The sequence below is a fragment of the Micromonospora sp. NPDC051196 genome (genome assembly GCF_040682415.1).
Taxonomy (GTDB): Bacteria; Actinomycetota; Actinomycetes; order Mycobacteriales; family Micromonosporaceae; genus Micromonospora.
On sequence record NZ_JBFBAY010000014.1, the window covers coordinates 24,851 to 46,607 of the forward strand.

Here is a 21,757-nt window from a genome sequence, read left to right on the forward strand (position 1 = left end):
ACCAGGAAGCTCGAACGGGCAGACCGGAATTCGACAGTACGGCCCGACTATTTTCGGCGAATTCGTCGGCGTCGGAGTCAGGCGCCGCGTGGGGCGTACATGATGACGGCCACGCCGAGCAGGCAGATCGCCGCTCCGGTCAGGTCCCACCGGTCCGGGCGGAAGCCGTCGAAGATCATCCCCCAGGCGAGCGAACCGGCGACGAAAACCCCGCCGTACGCGGCCAGGATGCGCCCGAAGTTCGGGTCCGGCTGAAAAGTGGCGACGAAGCCGTACGCGCCGAGCGCGAGCACCCCGGCGGCCACGAACCACAGCCCACGGTGCTCACGCCAGCCCTGCCACACCAGCCACGCCCCACCGATCTCGGCGATGGCGGCCAGCACGAACAGCACGACGGAACGCAGCACGGTCACCCGCGCACCCTACTGCGCGTCACCGGGGCGGCAACGAGTTGCCGGAGCTATTCTCGTCCCCCGTTGAGGAGGTGGTGACCATGCCGCCCGAGCAGCCACCCGTCGATCCGGACGTCGACCTCCGCGTCCCGCGCCAGCGTGCCGAGTTGCGCGGCGGCACCGTCACCCTGCTGGCGGCGATCGCCCTCGGCGGCATGGTCGGTGCCGTCCTGCGGCACGGGTTGGCCGTGGCGTTTCCACACTCCCCCACCGGCTTTCCCTGGGCCACCTTCGCGGTCAACGTCTCAGGCTGCCTGCTCATCGGCGTACTGATGGTGTTGATCACCGAGGTGCGGACCGCGCCTCGACTGGTCCGGCCCTTCCTCGGCGTCGGGGTGCTCGGCGGATACACCACCTTCTCCACGTACGCCGTGGAGGTGCAGCAGGCCATTGCGGTCGGTGCGACGCGGACGGCGCTGCTGTACCTCGTCGGCACCCTGGTCGCCGCGCTCACCGCCGTCCGGGTCGGCCTCACGCTCACCCGCCGGGTGACCGGCGCACAGCGGCTGCGGAGTACGGGGTGACCGTGCTGCTCGTGGCGCTCGGCGCCGCCGTCGGCGCACCGCTGCGCTATCTGCTCGACCGGGCGGTGCAGGCCCGCCACGATTCGGTGTTCCCGTGGGGCACCCTCACCGTCAACGTGCTCGGCTCACTGATCCTCGGGGTGCTGATCGGTGGCGCGGGAGCGGGCGCGGTGTCCGGTTCCCTGGTCGCCCTGCTCGGCAGCGGCCTGTGCGGGGCGCTGACCACCTACTCGACCTTCGGCTACGAGACGATCCGCCTCGTCGAGACGGGTGCCCGCCGGTACGCCCTGGCCAACGCCGTGGTCAGTGTCGCCGCTGCGCTCGGTGCCGCGCTCGTCGGCGTCACCCTGGCCGAGGCGCTCTGGGCCTGACCGCCTGGTTTGCCCCGGCCTAAGGCGGGTAGACGGCGGCCCGCTGAGCTGGGCGAGGAGGCTCCGGTGCGGGGTGAGCTGGCCGTGGACCCGCAGTCGCCGCTGCCCGACCTGCTGCACCGACTCGACGCCAGCGAACACGGGCTGACCACAGACCAGGCCCGCCAACGGCTCGCCGAGTACGGCCGCAACGAGCTGCGCCGAACCCGTGGACGAAGTTGGTGGCGGGAGCTCGGGCGGCAGCTGATCCATCCCCTCGCCCTGCTGTTGTGGGTGGCCGCGATCCTCGCCTGGGTGGCCGGTACCGCCGTGCTGGGCGCGGCGATCCTGGCGGTCATCGCGGTCAACGCGGTGTTCGCCTCGGTGCAGGAACGACAGGCCGAGCGGGCGGTCGAGGCACTGACCCGGTACCTCCCCCAGCAGGCGCGGGCCTTGCGAGACGGCAACTGGCAGGAGGTTCCCGCTGGGGAACTGGTCCCGGGTGACGTCATCGCCATCGGCGAGGGAGATCGGATCAGCGCCGATGCCCGGCTGCTCGACGGCGGTGTCGAGGTCGACCTGTCCGCCCTGACCGGCGAGTCGCAGCCCGCCTACCGCAGCGCCGACGCGACAGGTCCGGCCGACAGCCTGACCGAGGCCGGCAACCTGGTGTTCAGCGGTACGTCCTGCCTGTCGGACGAGGCACGCGGAATGATCTACGCGACCGGGATGCGTACCGAGCTGGGCCGGATCGCCGCCCTGTCCCAGCGGGTCGGTCGGGAGGAGAGCCCGCTCGAACGGCAGGTACGTCGGGTGGCCTGGCTGATCGCGGCGGTGGCGATCGGTGCCGGTGTGGTCTTCTTCCCGATCGGGGTGCTGGCCGCCGGTATGCCGATCTCCGACGCGTTCACCTTCGCGATCGGGTTGCTGGTCGCGAACGTGCCTGAGGGACTGCTGCCCACCATCACGTTGGCGCTGGCCGTCGGCGTACGCGGACTCGCCCGGCTGGGTGCGGTGGTCAAGCGGCTCAGCGCCGTGGAGACCCTCGGCTCCACCACCGTCATCTGCACCGACAAGACCGGCACCATCACCGAGAACCGGATGCGGGTGACCGCCGTACGCGCCGCCGACGAGTTGCTGGACCCGCTGCCCGACCCGCTGCCGTCGCCCGGTCCCACGCTGTCCGCTCTGGCCGCCACTGCAGCCGCCTGCAACAACGCCGAACTACGCCCGGACGCCGACGTCGGCGACCCGACCGAGACCGCGCTGCTGCACTTCGCCACGAAGATCCGGCAGCCGGCCGGCAGCCAGCGGCAGAGCCAGTTCCACTTCGACCCGAGACTGCGGCTGATGTCCACCGTCGACGCCGTCGGTGCGGATCTGTGGCTGCACACCAAGGGTGCGCCGGAGGAGGTGCTGCGCCGCTGCACCCGGATCATCGGTGCCGACGGCGACGACCGGCCACTGACCGAGCAGGCACGGGCCGAGCTGGCCGAAGCGGTGACCGGGCAGGCTCGGCAGGGCCGCCGCGTCCTCGCCCTGGCACGACGCCGGTTGACCGGGCCGCCCGGGGACCGGGCGACGACCGAGCGGGAGTTGACCTTCCTCGGCTTCGTCGCCATGGTGGATCCACCCCGGGCAGCGGTGCCGGACGCGGTGGCCAAGTGCCACACCGCGGGGATCCGGATCATCATGGTCACCGGCGACCACGGGTTGACCGCGACCGCCGTGGCCCGGCAGGTCGGGATCACCCGGGGCGATCCGACCGTGCTGACCGGCGCGGATCTCGACCGGATGACCCCGCAGGCGCTGCGGGACCTGCTCGCCGAGCAACGCGAAGTGATCTTCGCCCGGGTGTCGCCCGAGGCCAAGCTGCACATCGCCGAGGCACTGCGCGCGGACGGCCAGATCGTGGCGATGACCGGCGACGGGGTCAACGACGCGCCGGCCCTGCGCCGAGCCGACATCGGTGTGGCGATGGGACGTTCCGGAACGGACGTGACCCGGGAAGCCGCGACGATGGTGCTCACCGACGACAACTTCGCCACCATCGTGGCCGCCGTCGGTGCCGGTCGCCGGGTCTACGCCAACGTCCGCAAGTTCATCCTGTACATCCTCGCCCACACCACGCCCGAGGTCCTTCCGTTCCTGATCTTCGCGCTCTCCGCCGGGGCGGTGCCGCTGCCGTTGACCGTGCTACAGATCCTCGCCATCGACCTGGGCACGGAGACGCTGCCCGCCCTGGCGCTGGGTCGTGAGCCGGCCGAGCCGGGATTGATGAACCGCCCACCCCGACGGCGTACCGAACGGGTCATCGACCGGCGGATGCTGCTGCGGGCCTGGGCGTTCCTCGGGCTCGTCTCCGCCGTACTGGTGATGGCGGGTTTCTTCGCCGTTCTGCTCACCGGCGGCTGGACCCCGGGCACGCCGACCGGGCCGGGCAGCCCGCTGCACGAGACCTATCTCCAGGCCACCACGATGACCTTTCTCGGCATCGTGGCCTGCCAGATCGGCACCGCGTTCGCGGCCCGCACCGAACGCGCTCCGTTGCGGGCCGTCGGTGTGTTCTCCAACCGCCTGCTGCTGTGGGGCATCGCCTTCGAACTCGCCGTCGCCGCCGCCATCGTGGCTCTGCCGCCGTTGCCGGAGGTCTTCGGTACGCGGCCACCACCGGCACCGGCCCTGGCGCTGCTACTGGTCTTCCCCGTCGTCGTGTGGGGGGCCGACGAACTGCGGCGCAGGTTGATCCGGGGACGGACGCACCCGGCGGTGGGCTAGTCGACGGGGTGGGCCATCGTGGTGGCGAGGGCCACCGCGCCGGGCAGTCGGGTGTCCTGCCGCAGGAACTGCACCACCACCGGCACCGGGGAGCGGAGCACACAACCGTACGGGCGGTCGAGGCGGACGGCCTCCGGGTCGATCAGGTCGTTGACCCGTACGTGCCGGATCCGCCGAGCGCCGACGACCAGCCGGTACGGCCCGACCGGCTCGGTGTCCTCGTAGTAGAAGTCGAGCCGCAGGTCCGCCTCGGCGTCGCCCGTGTTGAGCACGCACAACTGGTCGAAGCTGGTGTATTCGGGCTCCGGGCCGGTGCCATCGAACGGGACACGCCCACCTGGCACCACCCACATCCGCGCCCCGAGCTGTGCCATCAGGTCTCCTCCAGCAGTCGGGTCAGGTCGGGGGTGAGGAACACCCCGTCGGGGTCGAGACGGCGACGCACCGCCTGGAAGTCGTCCCACCTGGGCAGCAGCGGGCGCAGCTCCCGGGCGGTCAACCAGTGCTTCTTGCCCCAGTGCGGCCGGCCGCCGTAATGCCGGAAGACCGATTCCATGTCCCGGAAGTAGTCCTCGTACGGCAGCGTGGTGTTCTGTAGGCAGGCGATGGTGGTGGTGGAACGGCCGTACGCGTTGCTCAGCCAGATGTCGTCCGCCGCGATGGTACGGATCAGCACCCGCCAGCCCACGTAGCGGCGGTGCCGGGCCAGGATGCGCCGCCGGACCTCGGCGAAGCAGGCCGGGAACGCCTCCGAGGGAAGCATGTACTCGATCTCCTCGAAGCGCAGCTCCCGGCTCTGCGGGATGGTCCGGTGGGTCGGCCCGACAGCGACCTCCCGAAGCTCGCCCTCCGGGCCGGACTCCAGCATCTGGCGGGTCTCCCAACGCGGTCCCTGCCGCGCCTCGTCCGCCCGGTTCATGGTCCGGACCTGGGTCAGGTCGCTGCGCGGATACCAGTAGAAGTCCATGTTGCGGTTGGTGTGCTGCAACTCGGCCAGGTGGTCCAAGGTCCAGTCGACCGGCGCGCACCAGGCCCGTCGGTGCAACTCGTAGCGGGGCTGCACGTCGAGCGTCAGCTGGGTGACCACGCCCAGTACGCCCAGCGACAGCCGGGCGGCAGGCAGCAGTTCGGCGTTCTGCTCCGCCGAGATGTCGAGCGTCTCGGCGGTGCCGGTGACCAGCCGCACCCCGGTCACCTGGGTGGACAGGTTGCCGAAGCCGAGCCCGGTGCCATGGGTGCCGGTCGCGGTGGCACCGGCGATCGACTGGTAGTCGACGTCACCGAGGTTGTCCATTGCCAGACCGGCCTCGTAGAGGCCCTCACCGAGCGCCTTTAGCCGGGTACCGCCCCGGACGGTGGCCCGCTCGCCGGCCTGATCGACCACCCCCGCCATCCGGTCCAGGCTCACCAGGATGCCGTCGGTACGCACCAACGGGCTCGACGAGTGCCCGGAGCCCATCGGCCGCAGGGTGCTGCCCGACTCGCGGGCCCGCCGGATCAGGTCCCGCACCTCGTCCTCGCCAGCCGGTTCGACGTGCTCGGCCGGGGTGAAGCAGAGGCTGCCGGACCAGTTCACGAACGGACGGGACACCCCACCTCTCCTCTGCTCACGCGGGGCCGGACGCTTACCCCGCACCTCGCGCGGTAGTCGTAGCGGTCGCTGACCAGCACCGAAGCTGCCCGGTGGGGAACCAGGCCGGCCCGATGAGCGACTATCGGTACATGGGGTGCGAGCAGTGGCGGGAGATTCTGTCGGCGCAGTTGGACGGCGAGGCGACGCCGGACGAGGAACGTGCGGCCGACGGGCACCTGGAGACCTGCACGGCCTGCCAGGGCTGGTTCAGCCGGGCCGCCACCGTGACCCGGCGGGCGCGTACCCAGGTGGTGTCCGAGCTGCCGGATCTGACCGAGGCCATCCTCAGCGCCGCGCCGCCGCCTCGCCGCAGCAGGCGTACGCCGGTCGCCGTCCTTCGGCGTCAGCGCTGGTCCGCCGCGCTCGCCGGGCGGATCACCAAGGTCACCGCATTGCGCGCCGCGCTCGGCCTGCTCGGCGCGGTGCAGTTGGTCCTCGGTCTGGCCCAGGTCGGGCGGGCCGAGGTGGCCCAGCACGTGCACGCCAACGGGCAGCACCTGTGGCACGAGTCCGCCGCCTGGAACGTGGCGGTCGGGGCCGGCTTCCTCTTCGTCGCGCTGCGCCGGAGCCGCCCCTCCGGCCTGCTGCCGATGCTCAGCGCCTTCGTGGCGACGCTCGTCCTACTGTCGATCAACGACCTCGTCGCCTCCCAGGTCGCCGTGGAACGCCTGGTCAGCCACGGCTTCCTGGTGGTCGGCTATCTGATCACCGTGCTGCTGGCGCGCAGCATGCGGCAACCGGGCGACCCGAGCGAGCGGCAGCGCCCGGAGCGGCCCCGCTGGCGGCTCCGCCTCGACGAAGCCGACGAGCCGGCCACCCTGCGCCTGCTACCGCCCTACTCAGCCCAGACCCACTACTCGACCCAGACCCACCACGGCCCCCAGCACGCGCCCCGCCGCGCCGCCTGACCGGCCCGCCCTGCCTGACCTGGGACCGAGCCGGACGGCTACGGCGCCACCCGCCACGAACAGCAAACCGCCGGACGGGAGGTGCCGGAGCGGCCGGCAGGAGGGCGGCTCAGCCGACGGCGTCGGGGCGGTCGCCGCGACTGCCGGTGGCCGGGCGCATCGCCGCGACCAGGTCTTCCCGGGCCCGAGCCACTCGCGACCGGATGGTGCCCACCGGCACGTCGCACACCTGCGCGGCTTCGACGTACGACAGGCCGAGCAGTTGGGTGGTGACGAACGCTTCCCGCCGCTCGGGGGCGAGGCCGTCGAGCAGGCCGTGCAGCACCACCTCCTCGTCCACCCCGGCCCGTACTCCGGCCGAGGTCGCCTCGGCGGCGGCCTGCCAGTCGACGAGGTTTGCGGTGCGGGGGCGGGCGGTGGCGGCCCGCACCTGGTCGACGGCGACCCGGCGGGCGATGGCGAGCAGCCAGGTCCGTGCCGTGGAGCGGCCGGCGAACGACGGCAGGGCCCGCCAGGCCCGCAGGTACGTCTCCTGGACCAGGTCGTCGACGTCACGCACTCCGGGCAGGTGGGCCAGGAACCGGCGGATGTCGCGCTGCGTGGCGCGGACGAACGCCGCAGCGGCGGCATGGTCGCCCCGGCCCGCGGCGAACGCGTACCCGGTGATCTCGTCGGTCGCGGCTGTCATCGCCGTATTGGTCGGTCGGTACGGCGGGTTGGTTCCCGTACGGTCCTACATTGACGCAGTCCGCTTGGCCGCGCGGGCCGATGTGCGCCGTACACTGCGACGATGAGGCGCGTGACGTGACCGGCCAGGCCCTACCGTACGGGCACCTGTGCTGGGCCTACGACGACCCGGCCGAGTTCACCGCCCGGGCGGAGGACTTCCTGCGTGCGGGTCTGGCCGCCGGTGAGCGGGTCTGGTTTGTCGTCGCCGGCTCGCCCGAGCCGGTCCTGGACCGGTGGCGCGATCTCGACCTGTTCGCCGAGGCGTTGCCGTCCGGCGCCGCCGAGGTAATCCCCCTCGACGCGGCTTACCCCGACGTCACGGTGATCGACCCGGCCGGTCAGGTGTCGACGTACCAGATGGCCACCCGGGCCGCGATCGCCGCCGGCTACAGCGGCCTGCGGGTGGCCGCCGCCTGCACCGATCTGGTCCGTACGCCCACCCAGCGCGAGGCGTTCGCCCGCTACGAGCAGCAGACCAACCGGATGATGCGCGGCGAGGCGTTCCAGGCCATGTGCGGGTACCAGCGACCGGAGCTGGGCGATCGGGCAGTAGCCGAGCTGGCCTGCCTGCATCCGGAGCACAACGTCCCCGGCCTGCTGTTCCGGTTGTACGCGCCGACGGCGCACGAAGGTCACGCCGTGCTCGTCGGGGAACTCGACCCGGCCAACCAGGACCTGTTCCGCACCGCGCTGGAGCACACCGAGCTGCGACCGGTCGGCGGCGAGTTGGTGCTGGACGCCCACGGGCTACGTTTCCTCGATCACCGTACGCTGGTGCACCTGAGTGAGTACGCCCAACAACGACGGGCGAGACTGGTGCTGCGCGGCTGCCCAGCCGGCACTGCGCGGCTCGTCGCCCTGTTGGAGCTACCCGGTCTGTGTGTGGAGGTGACCCGGTGAGGACGGGTCCGGCCGCCGGACGGTCCGGCTACTTCCACGAGGCCCTGTGCTACGCCTCGGACGAGGAGCTGCTCGCCGTCACGGTGCCCTTCCTGCTCGACGGGGTCGCAGCCGGCGAGCCGACCTTCGTGGCGCTCGGCGAGCGCACCGGCGGTCTGGTCCGCTCGGCGTTGCCGGCCGGCTGCGGGGTGGAGTTCCTCACCGGTTCCGGGGTGTACGCCCGGCCCACCGCCGCGATCCGGATGTACCGCAAGCTCCTCGCCGACCTGGTGGCCGACGGCGCGGATCAGATCCGGATCATCGGCGAGGTGCCGCCGCCCGCACTCGGGTCGACCTGGGACTGGTGGGCCCGGTACGAGGCGGCGATCAACCGCGCGTACGACGACTGGCCGTTGTGGAGCATGTGCGCGTACGACACCCGGATCACGTCGGCCGACGTGCTGGCCGATGTCGCCGCCACCCACCCGCACTTCGCCACCGCCGGAGAACGGCACCTGCCCAGCCCCGGCTACCTCGCCCCGGAGACCTTCCTGCGGCGGAACCGGCCGGTGCCACCCGACCCGATCCAGGCGTACCCACCGCTGCTCGAACTGACCGACCCGACCGCCGCGCAGGCCCGCTCGGCGGTGCACCGCGCCGGTCCGGGGCAACTGCCGGCGGAGGATTTCGACGACTTCGTCATCGCGGTCAGCGAAACGGTGACCAACGGGCTGCGGCACGGCTGTCCTCCCGTCCGGCTACGGGTGTGGACGGCGCCGGACCGCATCGTGGCCACCGTCAGCGACGCTGGCAAGGGCCCGGATGATCCCTACGCCGGCCTGCTGCCGCCCGCCGACGGCAAACCGGGCGGACTGGGATTGTGGATCACCCATCAGTCGTGCAACCACGTCACCCACTACCGCGACGCCGACGGCTTCACTCTCCGGCTCACGGCTGGTCAGCCACCGGGCCTGGCCGCAGCCCCGCAGACCGAACCGCCGGGCGGCGATGGCCGGCCCGGCGGTTCAGTGGATCAGCAGTTCAGCTCCGGAACGCGTCCTTGATCTTCTCACCGGCCTGCTTGATGTTGGCGCGGGTCTGATCGGCACGGCCCTCGGCCTCCAGCCGCTCGTTGTCGGTGGCCCGGCCGACGCCTTCCTTGACCTTGCCGGTGGTGTTCTCGGTGCTGTTGTTGAACTTGTCCTCGACACCCATGTCAGCCTCCCGGGTTCGTTCGTTGGCTACCTGGCATCAGGTACCCAGCCGCGCCCGGTCGAACCACCCGAGTCAGCTGACCGGACGGAACCGACGCAGCCGCAGGCTGTTGGCCACCACGAAGACCGACGAGAAGGCCATCGCCGCCCCGGCGATCATCGGGTTGAGCAGGCCGGCGGCGGCCAGCGGCAGCGCCGCCACGTTGTACGCGAAAGCCCAGAACAGGTTGCCCTTGATGGTGCCCAGCGTGCGACGGGCCAGTCGGATGGCGTCCACTGCGGCCAGCAGGTCGTCCCGGACCAGGGTCAGGTCGGACGCCTCGATCGCCGCGTCCGTGCCGGTGCCCATGGCCAGTCCGAGATCGGCCTGGGCGAGCGCGGCGGCGTCGTTGACCCCGTCACCGACCATCGCCACCACCCGGCCCTCGGCCTGAAGCCGGGACACGACGTCGACCTTCTCCGCCGGCAGCACCTCCGCGATCACCTCGTCGATGCCCACCTCGGCCGCCACCGCCGCGGCAACGGTGGCGTTGTCGCCGGTGAGCAGCACCGGGGTCAGGCCGAGGGCGCGCAGTCGGCGTACCGCCTCCCGGCTGGTCGGCTTGACCTGGTCGGCCACCGCGAGCACGGCGCGGGCCCGGCCCGCCCAGCCGACCAGCACCGCCGTACGGCCGGCCGACTCCGCGTCGGTCGCCGCCCGCGCCAGGTCGTCCGGTACGACCAGACCACGCTCCTGCAACAGCCGGGGTCGGCCGAGCAGCAGCTCGCGTCCGTCCACGGTGCCGGTGACGCCCAGCCCGGCGACGTTCGCGAAGCCTGTGACCGGCGGCAACTCGCCGACCTCGGCGGCTCCGGCGACCACGGCCCGCGCCACCGGATGCTCCGAGCCGGCCTCCAGCGCGGCGGCCAGCCGAAGCACCTCGACACGCTGCTCGCCCGCGCCCGGAACCACCTCCAGCAGGGTCATCCGGCCGGTGGTGACGGTGCCGGTCTTGTCCAGCACCACGGTGTCCACCCGCTTGGTGGACTCCAGCATCTCCGGCCCCTTGATCAGTACGCCGAGTTGCGCACCGCGTCCCGTGCCGACCAGCAGCGCGGTCGGCGTGGCCAGACCGAGGGCGCACGGGCAGGCGATGATCAGCACCGCCACCGCGGCGGTGAACGCCGCGGTCGGTCCGGCACCGGAGCCGAGCCACCAGCCCAGCGTCCCGGCCGCCAGCAGCAGCACGATCGGCACGAAGATCCCGGAGATGCGGTCCGCGAGCCGCTGGGCGGCGGCCTTGCCGGACTGCGCCCGCTCGACCAACCGGGCCATCTGGGCCATCTGGGTGTCGCCGCCGACCCGGGTGGCGGTGACCACCAGCCGACCGCCGGCGTTGACGCAGCCGCCGACCACGGCGTCACCCACCCCGACCTCGACCGGCACCGACTCACCGGTGACCAGGCTGGCGTCGACCGCCGAGGAACCCTCGTCCACCTTTCCGTCGGTGGCGATCTTCTCGCCGGGCCGCACCACGAACCGGTCCCCCACCGCGAGCTGCTCGATCGGGATCCGGTTCTCCACCCCGTCGCGCAGCACCGACACGTCCTTGGCACCGAGTTCGAGCAGGGCCCGCAGGGCCGCCCCGGCGGTGCGCTTGGACCGGGCCTCGAAGTACCGGCCGGCGAGGATGAACGCGGTCACCCCGGCCGCCGCCTCCAGGTAGATGTTGCCGGCACCATCGGTACGGCCGATGTCGAAGCTGAACGGGTGGGTCATGCCGGGCACACCGGCGGTGCCGAGGAACAGCGCCCACACCGACCAGCCGAAGGCGGCCAGGGTGCCCACCGAGACCAGGGTGTCCATGGTCGCGGCGCCGTGTCGCAGGTTCACCAGGGCGGCCCGGTGGAACGGCAGCCCGCCGTAGACCACGACCGGGGCGGCCAGCACCAGCGACAGCCACTGCCAGTAGGTGAACTGCCAGGCCGGCACCATGGCCAACACGATCACCGGCACGGTCAGCGCCACCGAGACCCACAGCCGGGTACGCAGGCTCCGCAACTCGTCCACCGGCTCGCCGGTGCTTTCCGCCGGGGTGGGCGGCGCAGGCACGCTCGCCCGGTAGCCGGTCTTCTCCACCGTGGCGATCAGGTCGTCCGGGGTGACCGGCGCGTCGTAGGAGATGCTCGCCTTCTCGGTGGCGTAGTTGACGCTCGCCTGCACGCCGTCCAGCCGGTTCAGCTTCTTCTCGATGCGAGCGGCGCAGGCGGCGCAGGTCATCCCGCCGATCGACAGCTCGATCTGGTTCGTCGCGGTGGACAGCGGTCTGCTGGTGGTCATCGCTGGTCCCGTCAGTTGTGCTCGTGTCCGGGCGCGCCGTGCTCGTCGGCGGCGCCGTGCGGGATGGGAATGCTGCCCGGGTCACCGACGTGCACGGTGAACTCGGCGGTGCGTACCACCCCGCCGTGGCGGAAGTCGAGATAGAGCCGGTACGCCCCGGCCGAGGGGAACTCGGCGCCGAAGCTCACCTGCGGCCCCGGCGCGGTCCGCCCGTCGCCCGGTACGCCCTCGGGGTGCACGTGCAGGTAGGCGAGGTCCCCCTGGCGCAGCGCGACCAGGTGGCCGTACGCGCCCAGGTACGGTTCGAGATCGGTGACCGGTACGCCGTCCCGGCTGACGGTGAGCGTCAGCGTCGTGCTGCTACCCGGCTGTGGCGTGCCGTGGAGGTCGACGGTGTAGCCGTCGACCGTGGTGCTGCTCGCCGGGGCGGGCAGGGGCCGCTCGGTCAACTCGCCGGGCACGGTCAGGTCGACGCCGAGGGTCAACGGCTCGCCGCCGGTCGGGGTGAAGTCGGCGAACGCCCGCCACACCCCGGGCGAACTCAACGGCGAGGCGACCCGCCAGGTGCCGTCGGTGTCCAATTCCGGGTGCACGTGCTGGAAGCCGGCCAGATCACGCCGGGCGACGATCAGGTGCATCTGCTTGTCGTGGGTCACGTCGTACCTGGTCACCGGCGCGCCGTCGGGGCCGGTGATCCGGAAGGCGAACTCGCCCTCGGGGGCGGCGGCGACCGGCACCAGCGTGTAGCCACGGTCGGAGACGAGCAGCCCGCCGGGCAGGTGCCCGCCCGACTCCGGCGTGTCGTGCCCGGTCGTGTCATGCCCGGGTGCGGCGGTGCCGTGCGGGCCGCCGCCCGCGTCATGGCCGTCGGCGACGACCGGGGCGGCGGGGCCGGTCACCTGGCCGACCCCGTACGCCGCGCCGAACACCGCCGCAAGGCCGAGCGCGAAGCCGGTCAGCTTCGTCGCTGCGTTCATCGATTGCACCTCGGTTTCCGCCGCCGGTCGCCTCAGGCGCCGAGCAACTCGTATCCGGCCTCGTCGACGGCCGCGCGTACCGCGTTCTCGTCGAGCGGCTGCTCACTGGTGACGTTGACCTGACCGGCGGCCAGGTCGACCGCCACATCGGTGACACCGGGCAGCGCACCGACCTCGGCGCTGACCGCGCTGACGCAGTGCCCGCAGGTCATGCCCTTCACCTGGTACGTCGTGGTGACCATGAAGCTCTCCTTCTCCGTGGCCCGACCGAGGGGCGGCCGACGCCTCCGCATACCCATGGGGGGTATCACAACGACGACCGTACCATACCCCCTGGGGGTAGGCTATTCTCGTGCCCATGACCACTCCCGCGCCGATCCGTGGCTACACCGCCAGCAAGGACCAACTGCTCGCCCGGCTGCGCCGCGTCGAGGGCCAGGTGCGCGGCGTCGAGAAGATGGTCGACGACGATCGCTACTGCATCGACGTGCTCACCCAGATCTCCGCCATCCAGGCCGCACTCGACAAGGTCGCCCTCGGGCTGCTCGACGGGCACGCCCGGCACTGCATGCACACCGGTGCCGCCGAGGGCCGCGCCGACGAGATGGCCACCGAGATGATGGCCGCCGTCGGCCGCCTCATGAAGCGCGGCTGAGCCCGCTTTCCCGGCACACCCCGTCGCCCACGGCCGGGCCGCGAACCGCCGACACACCCGCGCGCCCTGCGATCCGATCCCGGGCTGGCTACCATTCGCACACGATGGCCTGCCGACATCCGCGCCTCCCGGCCCGCGCCCGCCGCCGGACGCGCACCTCCACCGCCGCCGCTTCCCGGCGCCCGGCGAGGGCCGGCCCGACACTCACCGTACGCAGCGGGTCCGCCACGTTCCGGCCGCCTCGGCCGCCCACCGCGACAGTCGTACGACCGGGCTGAACCGACTCGCCCGCCGACACGTACTCCGCCCTGGAATCGTTGGGAGACTATTGAATGGGCGCCGATCACAGCCGTGCCGCTCCGCCCACCCCGCCCGGGGTGCGGCGGATCCTCATCGTGACGGTGGTCCCCCTCTTCCTCGTCACGTTGGTCGCCGCCCTGGTGCTCTGGCCTCGCGACGCCCCTCGCCCGGAGGCCGGCGACGACCTGCCCCGATACCACGGCACGGTCACCCGGGTGGTCACCGAACCCTGCCCGCCCAACCCTGCGGTTCCCGAGGGCACCCCGACGACGGCCGGTGGACCGTGCGGCACCGTCACGGTACGGATACAGGACGGCCCGGACGCCGGCCAGGACGTCGACACGCCCATTCCGGCCGGGCCGGGCGCACCTTCGGTCAGCGTCGACGACGACGTCATCCTGGTCTCGCTGATCGATCCGGAGGATCCCTCGATCAGCACCTACAACATCGCCGAGCACCAGCGTGGCATGCCACTGATCTGGCTGGGGGTGCTCTTCGCCGCCGCCATCGTGGCCTTCGGGCGGCTGCGCGGGCTGGCTGCCCTGGCCGGCTTGGCGGCCAGTTTCGCCATCCTGCTCACCTTCGTGCTGCCGGGCATCAGCGCCGGCCAGCCGCCGTTGGTGGTCGCCATCGTCGGCGCCGCGTTGATCATGTTCGTGGTGCTGTACCTGACGCACGGGGTGTCCGCGCAGACCTCGGTCGCCGTACTCGGCACCCTCGGCGCCCTGGTGCTCACCGGGCTGCTCGGCCTGGCCGCGACCAACGCGACTCACCTGACGGGTTTCGGCAGCGAGGACGCCACCACCCTGTCGATGTTCCGGGCCGACGTCGACCTGCACGGTCTGCTGCTGGCCGGCATCATCATCGGATCACTGGGCGTCCTCGACGACGTCACGGTGACCCAGGCCGCGGCGGTCACCGAGTTGGCCCACGCCAACCCGAACCTGTCCCGCCGCGAGTTGTACCGCTCGGCGACCCGGGTGGGACGGGCACACATCGCCTCGGTGGTGAACACCATCGTCCTGGCGTACGCCGGCGCGTCGCTGCCCCTGCTGCTCCTGCTCACCGCCGACTCCCGCGCGCTGGGTCAGATCGTGACCAGCGAATTCCTCGCCCAGGAAATCGTCCGCAGCGTGGTGGCCACCCTCGGGCTGATCGCCGCCGTACCGCTGACCACCGCTCTGGCGACGATGGTGACCACCGCCGGACGGCAGCGCACCGGGGCGAGCGCCGCGCACGAAGCGACCGACGACGTGGCCGCCGCCCTCCCACGACCGGCTACGGACCGGTCGGAGGCGCTCCAGGCCCTCAGCACACCGCGCACCCGTAACACGCCCCCCGCCACCCGTTCGGAGTGGCCCGAACCGGACAGGAGCACCGACACCCCATGGTGACACTCCTCAACGTGAGCACATCGACCCCGACGGTCGATATGCGTGTCACTCGTCACTCAACGCGATTACGAAATGACACATCTCGCCGGGTTCGGCGCGTAGAGGCCCAGACGGACTGTCGGGTAACCTCACTGCCGGTCACCGCCGAAGGCGCGCACCGGCGCCTGCGGTGCCACCGCCCAATCGCCACCAGGCGAGCCGGGAACCCAGGTACGTGGGGTGAATCCGCGAAAGCGGTAGGGGCCACTTCCGTCCCGAACCCGTCAGCTAACCCGGTCGGCGGTCGATGGAAGGGAAGACAGTGACGGCACCCCTACGCCGCTGGTTGACACCCGTGGTGGCCGTGTTCGCCGCGTTCGCCGTCTTCGCCGGCCCCCTGCCGGCGACGGCTGCGCCCAACGCCCCGAAGCCAGCGGGCCATGACGACGATCCGCCGATGCTCAACGAGCTGATCGAGGCGACGAACCGGGACTACACCAAGGCCAAGTCGAAGCTGGAGAAGTCCAAGAAGAAGCAGCTCAAGCTCGCCGTCGAGGTCCGCCGGGCCGAGGCCGACCTGGACGCGCTCGCCCCACAGGTCGCCGAGATCGCCACCCAGTCGTACCGGACCGGTCGGGTGGGCGCGATCGCGATGCTGTTGCAGAGCAACGCCCCCGACTCGTTCATCCACCGCGCCTCCGCGCTGGACGAGTTGAACCTGGTCAACGGCAAGAAGCTGGGCGAGGTCAACGCGGTGAAGCGCCGCGCGGAGACGGCCAAGCTGGCCCTCGACGCCGAGGTACGCGAGCAGCAGAAGCTGACCAACGACATGGCCCGGAAGAAGAGCGACGCGGAGAAGTCGCTCCGGCTGGTCGGTGGCGTCGGTCTCACCGGCGGCCTGGTTTCTGCCACCTCCCCGGTCGCCCGGCCCGGCCCCAACCGGGCTTCCGACGGCGGCTGGAAGTCCGAGTCGTGCAACCAGGACGACCCGACCACGTCGGGCTGCATCACACCGCGCACCCTGCACATGTACAAGGAGGTCAAGCGGGCGGGCTTCAACCGGTTCGTCGGCTGCTACCGACCCGGTGACAAGTGGGAGCACCCCAAGGGCCGGGCGTGTGACTGGTCGTTGCAGAACAGCGGCTTCCGACCCTGGTACAACAACGACACTCGGATCTACGGCAACAACCTGGCCGCGTTCCTGGTCCGCAACGCCGACCGGTTGGGCATCTACTACGTGATCTGGAACCGGCAGATCTGGTTCCCGGCGACCGGCTGGAGTTCCTACAGCGGCCCGTCGAACCATACGGACCACGTACACGTCTCGATGCTCTAGACCGTCTCCGGTATCGCTTCGAGGGCCGTCCCGCCACTGGTGGGGCGGCCCTCGACCGTTGCGTCGGCTCGTGCCGTTCGCGGCCGGATGGTCGGAGTCAGGCGGCGGGCGTCAGGCGGCGGGCGCGACCGTGGCGACCAGGTCGGCCGGTTCCGCGGCCACCGCCCGCACCTCGCCGGCGGCCAGCCGGTACGACATGCCGACCACCGCGCAGCGCCCGGCGGAGACCTCGGCGGCCAGCGTCGTGGACGAGTTCAACATCGACGTCACGGTCTGCGCGATATGGATGTCGACGATCTGGTTCAACTCCGCCACCCCGGCGGCCTGTGCCCGGCGCAGGCTGGGCACCACGGCGTCCACCACCGCGCCCAGGTGCCCCGCGGGGGTGGCGCCGGTGGCCAGCGCCGCACGGGCCGCCTGCACGGCACCGCACGAGTCGTGCCCGAGCACCACGACCAACGGCGTACGCAGCACCGACACCGCGTACTCGACGCTGCCCAGCACCTCGGGGCCGACGGTGTGCCCGGCGGTACGGACCACGAAGAGGTCACCCAACCCGCGGTCAAAGATGATCTCGGCAGCCAGCCGGGAGTCGGAGCAGCCCACGATGACCGCGAACGGGTGCTGCTCGGCGGCGACGGCAGCGCGGCGCCCGGCGTTCTGATTGGGATGCCACAGCGTGTCGGTGACGAACCGTCGGTTGCCGGCCATCAGTTCGGCGAGCGCCCGCTGCGGGGCGCCCGGAAGATCCGCAGTGAGCAGTTCCCGCTCCGGCCCCGGCTGTGTTGCGATCGGTCCGGGTCGACTCATCCGGCGTCACCTCGCTTCTCATGCGATGCCTGGTCATCCCGGCCGACGCTGGTCACGGGCTGCCTCCAACCGTCACACGCAGTGCAAGCCGCGTCAAGGAATGCGTGATATGCATTTCAGGTATCCCTCGACGCTTGCGTCCGGGCGGAAGGGGTGCGCGGCCGGACGGCGTGACCCGAAGAAGCTGAAGGGCTCATACGATGGGCGTCATGGCAACGACAGGCGAGCGGGAGAGCGCCCGTAACTGGACTTTCCTCACCAACCACGCACATGTGCTGCTCGCCATCGCTCGTAACCCGACAGCCCGGCTACGCGACGTCGCCGACGAGGTGGGTGTGACCGAGCGGGCCGCCCAGGCCATCGTCGCCGACCTTGAGGCCGGGGGTTACCTGCACCGCACCCGGGTCGGGCGGCGCAACGAATACACCCTCAACCCGGCCGGCCGGTTCCGTCACCCCGCCGAGGCCGACCGCCAGGTCGGCGACCTGCTGGCGCTGTTCACCAAGGAGCCGGTGGCCGGCCCCACGCCGTAACCCGGTCGAGTCCGACCCGTGCCGAACGTCGGCGTGGTGGGCTTCACCATCCCGGTACCATCGGGCCACTGCGATCCTCCGGCAAGGGCGATAGGTTTGACCCGTGCCGACTTTCGCGTTTTCCCGTCCACTGTGGCCGGTGACGCGCTGCGCGCTGACGGATCTGACCCGCCTGGCGCTGGTGGCACTCATCCTGGCCGTCGGTCTCGGCGGTGCCACCGGCACCGATCCCGCACGACTTCCCGACGCCACTGATTTCCCGGCCCCGCCGGCCGCCGCCCTGGTCGACAACCGACCCGTGGTCGCGCCCCTGGCCGCCCGATCCGGCACCGCGCCCCTGGCCGCCGGAGCCGCCGCGCCTCTGGCCGCCCGAGCCGGCACCGCGCCCGTGGTCACCGTCCGGCCCGTCGCCACGAGCGTCCAGGTACCGGTCCAGCCGGTCCGAGCGCTTGCCACGGCCGTGGCGCCGCACCCCGGGCCCGCCGACGCCGCCGCTCCGGCCGCCGCGACCCGGCCCGTCGCCGTACACCTCGCCACCGGCGCCGGCGAACCGACCCGGCGCGGCCCACCGACCGACTGACCGGGGGCAGGCTTACGAGCACCGCCTGGCCGGTGCGGGATCGTCCCTGCCCGCCATGGCCGCCGGCCGAGTACGCCACCGCGATACGCCACCCGCCGTTCCGGCCTCGTCCCCCTTCCCTTCCAGCGCAGCCGACGACCCCATCCGCCAGAGGTGCTGATGATGCATACCCCTCTCTCCGCCGCCGTCCTGCTCGACGTGCCCCGGGCCGCCGCGATCTGGCTGAGCCTGTTGGGCATCGTCACGCTTGCCGTCTCCGGCCTGTTGCTGCGTCCCCGGCGACTCCGGTTCGACGCAGGTGCCCGGATCCGCGAGGCCGCCCTGCCGAGCCCGCCGGAGCCGCGGGACGAGGACCGCTGGGCGGAAGAGGTCATGGTCGCCGCCGACCGGGCTGCGGCCACGGCGCGCCGCCAACGCGACGAATGGCTCGCCGCGCAGGGCGAGGCCGATCAGGCGTGGCAGGCGTACCAGGCGGCGGAGGCCCATGTCCGCCGGTTGTCCGACGCGGCCAGCATGCCGCTGCCGCAGACCCCACGCACCCCGTCCGAGTACGCCGACCGGGAGCGCTGGCTGCACCGGGCGGCGCTGGATGCGTACTGGCGGCGGGAACTTTCGGTGGAACAGCTCAGCGATGTCTTCGCGCACCGGGGCTGGGACCCCCGACTGCACCCGGTCGAGCAGGAGTTGGTGCTGCGCCGGGCGATACGCGACCACCTGCACGCCCGGCAGCGGATGGCCCGGGAGCGGGAGCAGGAGGCCTGGCACGCCGCCGAGGTCGCCGCTGCGGCGGCTCGCAACCTGCGCGCGGAGACCGTCTCCGCGCTCCTGCCGGCACCCGAGCAGCAGGATTCGATCCTCCCGCTGACCGCAGCCGGTGACCTGGACCAGACCGCCCCCGCCACCTCCGAGCAGACCCGCGAACTTCCAACCCCACCCATTACCCCCACCCCCACCCCCGCCTACTGACCCGACCCCCGGAGCGTTGATCAAGAAGTTTTGGTCTGGTCCAGCTCGAATACCGACCAAACCTCTTGGTCATCCAGTTTGACCGGGAGGTTGATGGTCTGGGCGGTGTCGGGTAGGTGCTGGGTGGGTACGTCCTCGCGGACGCGAGGAGGGCGACGTGGTCGCAGCGGGTGCCGGGCGTACGCCCGATGAGGCGGCGGATCGGGGCGCCGGACCGCGCCAGACCTGGGCGGCCCTGCCCTGGTTGGTTCGCTCCGCCGTGGTGTGGAGCGCCTGCCTGGTGGTGATCGCCGCCGGGCTCTACCTGCTGGCGCGGATCACCATGCTGGTCACGCCACTGGCCATCGCGCTGGCCGCCACTTTCTTCCTCGCCGCGCTGCTCGACCCGGTGCAGCTCGCGCTACGTCGGCTGCGGCTGCCCGCCTCACTGGCCGCCCTGCTCACCGTCCTGCTGCTGCTCGGCATCCTGGGCGGGGTCGGGGTGCTGGTGTGGAACCTGACCGCCAACCAGTTCAGCGAGCTGGGTGACGAACTGCGGCAGGGCCTCGGGCGCACCCGCGACCTGATCACCTCCACCCTCCCGGTGACCGACCAACAGCTCGACGGTCTGCTCGCCCAGCTACGTCAGGCGGTCACCGAACAGCAGGTCGACCCGGTCGCCAGTGCCCGCACCGTGGCCGAGGTGTTCGGCTCCGCCCTGCTCGCCCTGGTGCTGCTGTTCTTCCTGCTCAAAGACGGCCGGACGATGTGGCGGTGGACCTTGAACCGGATGACCGGACCGAACCGGGAGGTCGCCGCCGAGGCCGGTCGGGTCGGTTGGCGCACGCTGGGCTCGTACAGCCGGGGCACCATGCTGATCGCGGGCATCGACGCGGTCGGCATCGGCCTGGCGCTGGTCCTGCTCGGAGTGCCGCTGGCCTTCCCACTGGCCTTGATCACGTTCATCGGCGGGTTCGTACCGATCATCGGGGCGACCGTGGCCGGCGCGGTCGCTGTGCTGGTGGCGCTGGCCGCCAACGGCCCCACCACGGCGCTGCTCACCCTGGCTGCGGTGATCGCCGTGCAGCAGATCGAGGGGAACCTGCTGGAGCCGCTGGTGATGAAGCGTCAGGTCCGGCTGCACCCGGTGGTGATCCTGTTGGCGGTGACCGCCGGCACCCTCATCGCCGGCATCGCCGGTGCCTTCGTCGCGGTGCCGATCGCCGCCGTCGCCTGGCGGGTCATCGACAGCGTGCAGCGCCAACGACAGGGCGCCGCACCATCCCGACCGCAGCCGCGCGCGCCCGGCGCACCCGAACCGTCGCCCCCGTCGCGCCCCGAACCAGCTTGAGCCCACCGCACCCCGATCAGGCCGGGGCGGGTTGGGGGTGCAGGTGGTCGTGGAACCAGTCGGCCGCAGCCTCGGCGACCTGCTCCAGGGTGCCGGGCTCCTCGAAGAGGTGCGTCGCACCGGGGATCACCCGCAGGTCGGCCGGTGCCGTCAGTTGGCCCAACGCGTGCTGATTGAGCGAGATCACCTGCTCGTCGAGGCCACCGACGAGCAGCAGGGTGGGGGCGCGTACGTCGCTCAGGGCGGTGCCGGCCAGGTCGGGGCGACCGCCTCGGGACACCACGGCGTGCACGTGCTCCGGTCGTCGGGCCGCCGCGACGAGGGCGGCGGCAGCACCCGTACTGGCCCCGAAGATGCCGACCCGGGCCGCGCCGAAGGGCTGCTCGGCGGCCAACCAGTCCACGATCGCGGCCAGTCGCAGGGCCAGCAGGTCGATGTCGAAACGCAGTTCGGCGGTGACCGCGTCCACCTCGGCCTCGGCTTCGGTGAGCAGGTCGACCAGGACGGTGCCGAGCCCGCCGGCACTGAGCGAGCGCGCCACGGCGAGGTTGCGCGGACTGTGCCGGGAACTGCCGCTGCCGTGCGCGAACAGCACCGCTCCGACCGGTTCGGCCGGCACCAACAGGTCCGCCGGCAGATCGGCCGCACCCGCCGGGATCGTCGCCGTGCTGCCCCGAACATCCATCTTCATCCTCCAGATCACGGCCGGACCGATCCCTCCGGACCTCGCCGAGCCCGTCCCGTCGAGCACTGCGGGACGCGGGCCGTGCCGTCGTCGCATCCACGCATACCCCGCCAGGCGGATGCCACGCCGGTCCTCACGGTTACCGGCCGCGTTTGCCGTGGACCGGGCCGGGTAGCCGTCGGGAGACCGCAGACGGACCGGTGCCATCGGTGCCGGCGACCAGATCGCGAGGACCGTCATGCCGCATCACCACCGTGAGCCCGTCGACCAGGCCGCCGAGAGCAAACGGCAGGAGCAGGACGCCCGGCGCGGCCGAGACTGGGCGGACGAGGCGGCCCAGGCGCGGTCGGCCGACGACCCGCGCGCCCGGACACCGCACGATGCCACCGGTCGCCCCTCTCAGGGCGAGCCGATCTGACCCCAGC

Annotated in this window: 24 protein-coding genes and 1 riboswitch; of the genes, 14 read left to right on the forward strand and 10 right to left on the reverse strand. The window is 71.9% G+C overall.

Features of this window, described 5'->3' with window-relative positions; all coding sequences use genetic code 11:
• Positions 1-77: 77 nt before the first annotated feature.
• Positions 78-413, reverse strand: coding sequence for a YnfA family protein (locus tag AB0M35_RS23425; RefSeq protein WP_203224123.1), 336 nt, complete (start codon positions 411-413; stop codon positions 78-80).
• Between the two features lie 80 nt (positions 414-493).
• Between AB0M35_RS23425 and crcB (AB0M35_RS23430) the strand changes: the two genes are divergently transcribed.
• The 3 genes from crcB (AB0M35_RS23430) to AB0M35_RS23440 all read left to right on the forward strand — a co-directional run bounded on the left by crcB (AB0M35_RS23430) (position 494) and on the right by AB0M35_RS23440 (position 4,104).
• Positions 494-976, forward strand: coding sequence for a fluoride efflux transporter CrcB (crcB, locus tag AB0M35_RS23430; RefSeq protein ID WP_363747844.1), 483 nt, complete (start codon positions 494-496; stop codon positions 974-976).
• A complete protein-coding gene (gene crcB, locus AB0M35_RS23435; protein WP_363747846.1) occupies positions 973-1,347 on the forward strand; it encodes a fluoride efflux transporter CrcB in 375 nt (124 codons plus the stop codon). The genes crcB (AB0M35_RS23430) and crcB (AB0M35_RS23435) overlap by 4 nt, the downstream gene beginning before the upstream one ends.
• 66 nt (positions 1,348-1,413) lie before the next feature.
• Positions 1,414-4,104, forward strand: coding sequence for a cation-transporting P-type ATPase (locus tag AB0M35_RS23440; RefSeq protein ID WP_363747848.1), 2,691 nt, complete (start codon positions 1,414-1,416; stop codon positions 4,102-4,104).
• Here the strand turns inward: AB0M35_RS23440 and AB0M35_RS23445 are convergent.
• Positions 4,101-4,478: a sensory rhodopsin transducer gene (locus AB0M35_RS23445; RefSeq protein ID WP_363747850.1), complete on the reverse strand. Its 378-nt coding sequence runs from the start codon at positions 4,476-4,478 to the stop codon at positions 4,101-4,103. The genes AB0M35_RS23440 and AB0M35_RS23445 overlap by 4 nt on opposite strands.
• Positions 4,478-5,695 carry a D-arabinono-1,4-lactone oxidase gene (locus AB0M35_RS23450; protein ID WP_363747851.1) on the reverse strand — a complete coding sequence of 406 codons (1,218 nt, stop codon included), beginning with the start codon at positions 5,693-5,695 and terminating at the stop codon, positions 4,478-4,480. The genes AB0M35_RS23445 and AB0M35_RS23450 overlap by 1 nt, the downstream gene beginning before the upstream one ends.
• A gap of 131 nt (positions 5,696-5,826) precedes the next feature.
• Here AB0M35_RS23450 and AB0M35_RS23455 point away from each other — a divergent pair, with 131 nt between their 5' ends.
• Positions 5,827-6,645, forward strand: a complete 819-nt coding sequence (locus AB0M35_RS23455; protein WP_363747994.1) for a zf-HC2 domain-containing protein — start codon at positions 5,827-5,829, stop codon at positions 6,643-6,645.
• Positions 6,646-6,754: 109 nt separating this feature from the next.
• On the opposite strand, the gene AB0M35_RS23460 is transcribed toward AB0M35_RS23455, so the two are convergent.
• The gene (locus AB0M35_RS23460; protein ID WP_363747854.1) at positions 6,755-7,333 is read right to left on the reverse strand and encodes a sigma-70 family RNA polymerase sigma factor; all 579 of its coding nucleotides are present in this window, start codon (positions 7,331-7,333) and stop codon (positions 6,755-6,757) included.
• A 116-nt stretch (positions 7,334-7,449) separates the two neighbouring features.
• Between AB0M35_RS23460 and AB0M35_RS23465 the strand changes: the two genes are divergently transcribed.
• Together AB0M35_RS23465 and AB0M35_RS23470 are read left to right on the forward strand one after the other, a co-directional pair.
• Entirely contained in the window at positions 7,450-8,274 is an 825-nt protein-coding gene (locus AB0M35_RS23465; protein WP_363747856.1) for an MEDS domain-containing protein, read from the forward strand.
• Positions 8,271-9,317: a sensor histidine kinase gene (locus AB0M35_RS23470; protein ID WP_363747858.1), complete on the forward strand. Its 1,047-nt coding sequence runs from the start codon at positions 8,271-8,273 to the stop codon at positions 9,315-9,317. Before AB0M35_RS23465 ends, AB0M35_RS23470 begins: the two co-directional genes overlap by 4 nt.
• Here the strand turns inward: AB0M35_RS23470 and AB0M35_RS23475 are convergent.
• The 4 genes from AB0M35_RS23475 to AB0M35_RS23490 all read right to left on the reverse strand — a co-directional run bounded on the left by AB0M35_RS23475 (position 9,295) and on the right by AB0M35_RS23490 (position 13,006).
• A complete protein-coding gene (locus tag AB0M35_RS23475) occupies positions 9,295-9,468 on the reverse strand; it encodes a CsbD family protein (RefSeq protein ID WP_363747860.1) in 174 nt (57 codons plus the stop codon). The genes AB0M35_RS23470 and AB0M35_RS23475 overlap by 23 nt on opposite strands.
• Before the next feature lie 72 nt (positions 9,469-9,540).
• The gene (locus AB0M35_RS23480) at positions 9,541-11,787 is read right to left on the reverse strand and encodes a heavy metal translocating P-type ATPase (protein ID WP_363747862.1); all 2,247 of its coding nucleotides are present in this window, start codon (positions 11,785-11,787) and stop codon (positions 9,541-9,543) included.
• Between the two features lie 11 nt (positions 11,788-11,798).
• Positions 11,799-12,764 carry a hypothetical protein gene (locus AB0M35_RS23485; protein ID WP_363747863.1) on the reverse strand — a complete coding sequence of 322 codons (966 nt, stop codon included), beginning with the start codon at positions 12,762-12,764 and terminating at the stop codon, positions 11,799-11,801.
• 32 nt (positions 12,765-12,796) lie between these two features.
• Complete coding sequence (locus AB0M35_RS23490; RefSeq protein WP_363747865.1) at positions 12,797-13,006, reverse strand: cation transporter; 210 nt, start codon at positions 13,004-13,006, stop codon at positions 12,797-12,799.
• 116 nt (positions 13,007-13,122) lie between these two features.
• Here AB0M35_RS23490 and AB0M35_RS23495 point away from each other — a divergent pair, with 116 nt between their 5' ends.
• The 3 genes from AB0M35_RS23495 to AB0M35_RS23505 all read left to right on the forward strand — a co-directional run bounded on the left by AB0M35_RS23495 (position 13,123) and on the right by AB0M35_RS23505 (position 16,428).
• On the forward strand, positions 13,123-13,419 hold the full coding sequence (locus AB0M35_RS23495) for a metal-sensitive transcriptional regulator (RefSeq protein ID WP_131300674.1): 297 nt from the start codon (positions 13,123-13,125) through the stop codon (positions 13,417-13,419).
• 332 nt (positions 13,420-13,751) lie between these two features.
• Positions 13,752-15,113, forward strand: coding sequence for a YibE/F family protein (locus tag AB0M35_RS23500; RefSeq protein WP_363747868.1), 1,362 nt, complete (start codon positions 13,752-13,754; stop codon positions 15,111-15,113).
• A 166-nt stretch (positions 15,114-15,279) separates the two neighbouring features.
• A riboswitch (cyclic di-AMP (ydaO/yuaA leader) is annotated at positions 15,280-15,411 on the forward strand.
• A 3-nt stretch (positions 15,412-15,414) separates the two neighbouring features.
• Entirely contained in the window at positions 15,415-16,428 is a 1,014-nt protein-coding gene (locus AB0M35_RS23505) for a hypothetical protein (RefSeq protein WP_363747870.1), read from the forward strand.
• Between the two features lie 111 nt (positions 16,429-16,539).
• Here the strand turns inward: AB0M35_RS23505 and AB0M35_RS23510 are convergent, their stop codons facing one another.
• The gene (locus AB0M35_RS23510; RefSeq protein ID WP_363747872.1) at positions 16,540-17,238 is read right to left on the reverse strand and encodes a carbonic anhydrase; all 699 of its coding nucleotides are present in this window, start codon (positions 17,236-17,238) and stop codon (positions 16,540-16,542) included.
• A gap of 200 nt (positions 17,239-17,438) precedes the next feature.
• Between AB0M35_RS23510 and AB0M35_RS23515 the strand changes: the two genes are divergently transcribed.
• The 4 genes from AB0M35_RS23515 to AB0M35_RS23530 all read left to right on the forward strand — a co-directional run bounded on the left by AB0M35_RS23515 (position 17,439) and on the right by AB0M35_RS23530 (position 20,647).
• A complete protein-coding gene (locus AB0M35_RS23515; RefSeq protein ID WP_363747874.1) occupies positions 17,439-17,771 on the forward strand; it encodes a MarR family winged helix-turn-helix transcriptional regulator in 333 nt (110 codons plus the stop codon).
• Between the two features lie 103 nt (positions 17,772-17,874).
• Positions 17,875-18,351 (forward strand): hypothetical protein, encoded by a 477-nt coding sequence (locus tag AB0M35_RS23520; protein ID WP_363747875.1) that lies wholly within the window; start codon positions 17,875-17,877, stop codon positions 18,349-18,351.
• Between the two features lie 159 nt (positions 18,352-18,510).
• On the forward strand, positions 18,511-19,317 hold the full coding sequence (locus AB0M35_RS23525) for a hypothetical protein (protein ID WP_363747877.1): 807 nt from the start codon (positions 18,511-18,513) through the stop codon (positions 19,315-19,317).
• Between the two features lie 157 nt (positions 19,318-19,474).
• Positions 19,475-20,647 (forward strand): AI-2E family transporter, encoded by a 1,173-nt coding sequence (locus AB0M35_RS23530; protein WP_363747879.1) that lies wholly within the window; start codon positions 19,475-19,477, stop codon positions 20,645-20,647.
• A 16-nt stretch (positions 20,648-20,663) separates the two neighbouring features.
• Here AB0M35_RS23530 and AB0M35_RS23535 read toward each other — a convergent pair whose 3' ends face one another.
• Complete coding sequence (locus AB0M35_RS23535) at positions 20,664-21,332, reverse strand: alpha/beta fold hydrolase (RefSeq protein WP_363747995.1); 669 nt, start codon at positions 21,330-21,332, stop codon at positions 20,664-20,666.
• Between the two features lie 238 nt (positions 21,333-21,570).
• Here AB0M35_RS23535 and AB0M35_RS23540 point away from each other — a divergent pair, with 238 nt between their 5' ends.
• Positions 21,571-21,750, forward strand: coding sequence for a hypothetical protein (locus AB0M35_RS23540; RefSeq protein WP_363747881.1), 180 nt, complete (start codon positions 21,571-21,573; stop codon positions 21,748-21,750).
• The last annotated feature ends 7 nt before the right edge of the window (positions 21,751-21,757 follow it).